The sequence below is a fragment of the Streptomyces sp. NPDC007084 genome (assembly GCF_040703595.1).
Lineage (GTDB): Bacteria > Actinomycetota > Actinomycetes > Streptomycetales > Streptomycetaceae > Streptomyces.
Genome location: NZ_JBEYFY010000117.1, coordinates 1 through 3,988 on the forward strand (window position 1 = coordinate 1; position 3,988 = coordinate 3,988).

The following is a 3,988-nucleotide window of genomic DNA, read 5'->3' on the forward strand; positions in this document are numbered from 1 at the left end:
CCGCCTTGCAGCTGCACGCACCCTGCCCCGCTCGGCCCAGCCGACAAGGCGCCGCACTCCGGCGCCACCTGATCCAAACGACACGCCCTAGGTCCGCGGACGGAGCCATGGCCGGTTCTTGGTCCGCACTTGGGTTAATCGGTTGAGGTAACACCGGTGGGGTGCCCGACGATAGGGGGTGGTGCACCATCCCGCGCCCGCCGATCACCCAGCCGCCGACGATCCCGAGAGACCCCGCGTGCTCATACGACTCCTGCGGACCCACCTCAGTCCGTACAAGAAACCCATCGCTCTGCTGGTGCTGCTCCAGCTCCTGCAGACCTGCGCCACGCTCTACCTGCCCACGCTCAACGCGCACATCATCGACAACGGTGTCGTGAAGGGGGATACGGGCTACATCCTGTCCTTCGGTGCCCTGATGATCGGCATCTCGCTGGTGCAGGTCTGCTGCAACATCGGCGCCGTCTACTACGGCGCCCGTACGGCCTCCGCGGTCGGCCGGGACGTCCGGGCCGCCGTCTTCGACCGCGTCCAGTCCTTCTCCGCGCGTGAGATGGGTCACTTCGGGGCGCCGTCGCTGATCACCCGCACCACCAATGACGTCCAGCAGGTGCAGATGCTCGCGCTGATGACGTTCACCCTTCTGGTGTCCGCCCCGATCATGTGTGTGGGCGGCATCGTGCTGGCCCTCGGCCTCGACGTGCCGCTGTCCGGGGTGCTGGTCGCCGTGGTGCCCACCCTCGGCATCTGCGTCACGCTCATCGTGCGCCGGCTGCGCCCGCTGTTCCGCACCATGCAGGTGCGCCTGGACACCGTGAACCGGGTGCTGCGCGAGCAGATCAGCGGCAACCGGGTGATCCGCGCGTTCGTCCGGGACGGCTACGAGAAGGAGCGCTTCAAGGGCGCCAACACCCAGCTCACCGAGACCTCGCTGGCCACCGGCCGGATACTCGCCCTGATGTTCCCGATCGTCATGACGGTGGTGAACCTGTCGTCCATCGCGGTCGTCTGGTTCGGCGCCCACCGCATCGACAGCGGCGGCATGCAGATCGGTGACCTCACCGCGTTCCTCGCCTATCTGATGCAGATCGTCATGTCCGTGATGATGGCCACCTTCATGTTCATGATGGTGCCGCGCGCCGAGGTCTGCGCCGAGCGCATCCAGGAGGTCCTGGACACCCGGAGCAGCGTGATCCCGCCGGTCGCGCCCGTGCTGGAGCTGCGCCGCCACGGCCATCTGGAGCTGCGCGGGGCGGGCTTCCGCTACCCGGGCGCCGAGGAGCCGGTGCTGAAGTCCGTCGACCTGGTGGCCCGCCCCGGCGAGGTCACCGCCGTCATCGGCTCGACGGGCAGCGGCAAGTCGACGCTGCTCGGCCTGGTCCCGCGCCTGTTCGACGCCACCGACGGCGAGGTCCTGGTCGACGGGGTCGACGTGGCCACGATCGGCCCGAAGCTGCTGGCCAGGACGGTCGGGCTGGTCCCGCAGAAGCCGTACCTGTTCGCCGGGACGGTCGCCACCAACCTGCGCTACGGCAACCCCGACGCGACCGACGAGGAGCTGTGGCACGCGCTGGAGGTGGCGCAGGCCAAGGGCTTCGTGGAGCGTCTCGAAGGCGGCCTCGACGCGCCGGTCGCCCAGGGCGGTACGAACGTGTCGGGCGGCCAGCGCCAGCGTCTGGCCATCGCCCGCACCCTGGTGCAGCGGCCCGAGATCTACCTGTTCGACGACTCCTTCTCGGCCCTCGACTACGCGACCGACGCGGCCCTGCGCGCCGCGCTCGCCGAGGAGACCGCCGAGGCGACCGTGGTGATCGTCGCCCAGCGGGTGTCGACCATCCGGGACGCCGACCGGATCGTGGTCCTCGACGAGGGCCGGGTCGTCGGCACCGGACGCCATCACGAACTGATGGCCGACAACGAGACCTACCGGGAGATCGTCCTGTCCCAGCTGACGGAAGCGGAGGCCGCCTGATGGCCGGGCCGATGGGGCGCATGATGGCCGGGACGGGCCCGGACCAGCGCTCGATGGAATTCAAGGTGTCGGGCCGCCGGCTCCTCGCCCAGTTCAAGCCCGAGCGCGCCACGCTGTACGTGATGCTGGTCGCCGTGGTCCTCAGCGTCGGCCTCTCGGTGGTCGGCCCGAAGATCCTCGGCCGGGCCACCGACCTGGTCTTCGCGGGCATCGTCGGGCGCCGGATGCCGGACGGCACCACCAAGGCGGAGTCGCTGGACTCGCTGCGCGCGCACGGCCAGGGCGCCGTCGCCGACATGCTCAAGGGCACCGACTTCACCCCCGGCCAGGGCATCGACTTCCACGCCGTGGGGAACGTCCTGCTCCTCGCGCTCGGCACGTTCCTGCTGGCCGGCCTGCTGATGGCGGTGGCGACGCGGCTGGTCAACCGGGCCGTGAACAAGACCGTCTACCGGATGCGCGAGGACCTCCAGGCGAAGCTGTCGCGGCTGCCGCTGTCGTACTTCGACAAGCGCCAGCGCGGTGAGGTGCTCAGCCGGGCCACGAACGACATGGACAACATCCAGCAGACCCTCCAGCAGTCGATGGGCCAGCTCGTCAACTCGCTGCTGACCATCGTGGGCGTGCTCGCGATGATGTTCTGGGTGTCCCCGCTGCTCGCGCTGGTCGCGCTGGTGACGGTGCCGCTGTCGTTCGTCGTCGCCACCCGGGTCGGCAAGCGCTCGCAGCCGCACTTCGTGCAGCAGTGGCGCACCACCGGCAAGCTGAACGCCCACATCGAGGAGATGTACACCGGCCACAATCTGGTGAAGGTATTCGGGCGGGCCGACGAGTCGGCTGCGCAGTTCGCCGAGCAGAACGAGAAGCTCTACCAGGCCGGGTTCCGGGCGCAGTTCAACAGCGGGATCATGCAGCCGCTGATGATGTTCGTGTCCAACCTGAACTACGTGCTGGTGGCGGTCGTCGGCGGACTGCGGGTCGCGTCCGGCACGCTGTCCATCGGTGACGTGCAGGCCTTCATCCAGTACTCCCGCCAGTTCTCGATGCCGCTGACGCAGGTCGCCTCGATGGCGAACCTGGTGCAGTCGGGTGTGGCGTCGGCGGAGCGGATCTTCGAGGTCCTCGACGCGGACGAGCAGGAGGCGGACCCGGCGGTGTCGGCCCGTCCCGCCGAACTGCGCGGGCGGGTGGCGCTGGAGCACGTGTCGTTCCGCTACGACGCGGACAAGCCGCTCATCGAGGACCTCTCGCTGACGGTGGAGCCGGGCCAGACGGTGGCCATCGTCGGCCCGACCGGAGCGGGCAAGACCACCCTGGTGAACCTGCTCATGCGGTTCTACGACGTCACGGGCGGCCGGATCACCCTCGACGGGGTCGACGTGGCGTCCATGTCCCGTGACGAACTCCGCGCCGGGATAGGGATGGTGCTCCAGGACACCTGGCTGTTCGGCGGCACGATCGCCGACAACATCGCGTACGGCGCGGCGCGGGAGGTCACCCGCGGGGAGATCGAGGAGGCGGCGCGCGCCGCGCACGCCGACCGGTTCGTCCGGACGCTGCCCGACGGCTACGACACCGTGATCGACGACGAGGGGTCGGGGGTCAGCGCGGGCGAGAAGCAGCTCATCACGATCGCCCGGGCGTTCCTGTCGGACCCGGTGATCCTGGTGCTCGACGAGGCGACCAGCTCCGTCGACACCCGCACCGAGGTGCTGATCCAGAAGGCCATGGCGAAACTCGCGCACGGCCGGACCTCGTTCGTGATCGCGCACCGGCTGTCGACCATCCGGGACGCCGACACGATCCTGGTGATGGAGGACGGCGCGATCGTCGAACAGGGCGCGCACGCCGAGCTGCTGGAGTCCGGCGGCGCCTACGCCCGCCTGTACCAGGCCCAGTTCGCCCAGGCGGTCGCCGAGGTCGACTAGGGCGTGTCGTTTGGATCAGGTGGCGCCGGAGTGCGGCGCCTTGTCGGCTGGGCCGAGCGGGGCAGGGTGCGTGCAGCTGCAAGGCGGA

At 69.6% G+C, this 3,988-nt stretch carries 2 protein-coding genes; both read left to right on the plus strand.

Features of this window, described 5'->3' with window-relative positions; translation table 11 throughout:
* Window positions 1–238: 238 nt before the first annotated feature.
* Complete coding sequence (locus AB0912_RS35750; protein ID WP_366707487.1) at window positions 239–1,972, plus strand: ABC transporter ATP-binding protein; 1,734 nt, start codon at window positions 239–241, stop codon at window positions 1,970–1,972.
* Window positions 1,972–3,900 carry an ABC transporter ATP-binding protein gene (locus AB0912_RS35755; RefSeq protein ID WP_366707489.1) on the plus strand — a complete coding sequence of 643 codons (1,929 nt, stop codon included), beginning with the start codon at window positions 1,972–1,974 and terminating at the stop codon, window positions 3,898–3,900. The genes AB0912_RS35750 and AB0912_RS35755 overlap by 1 nt, the downstream gene beginning before the upstream one ends.
* Window positions 3,901–3,988 lie beyond the last annotated feature (88 nt).

What these genes read in the sequence shown, in the direction of transcription:
- AB0912_RS35755 (WP_366707489.1), top strand. Translation starts at nt 1,972, where the DNA reads ATGGCCGGGCCGATGGGGCGCATGATGGCCGGGACGGGCCCGGACCAG.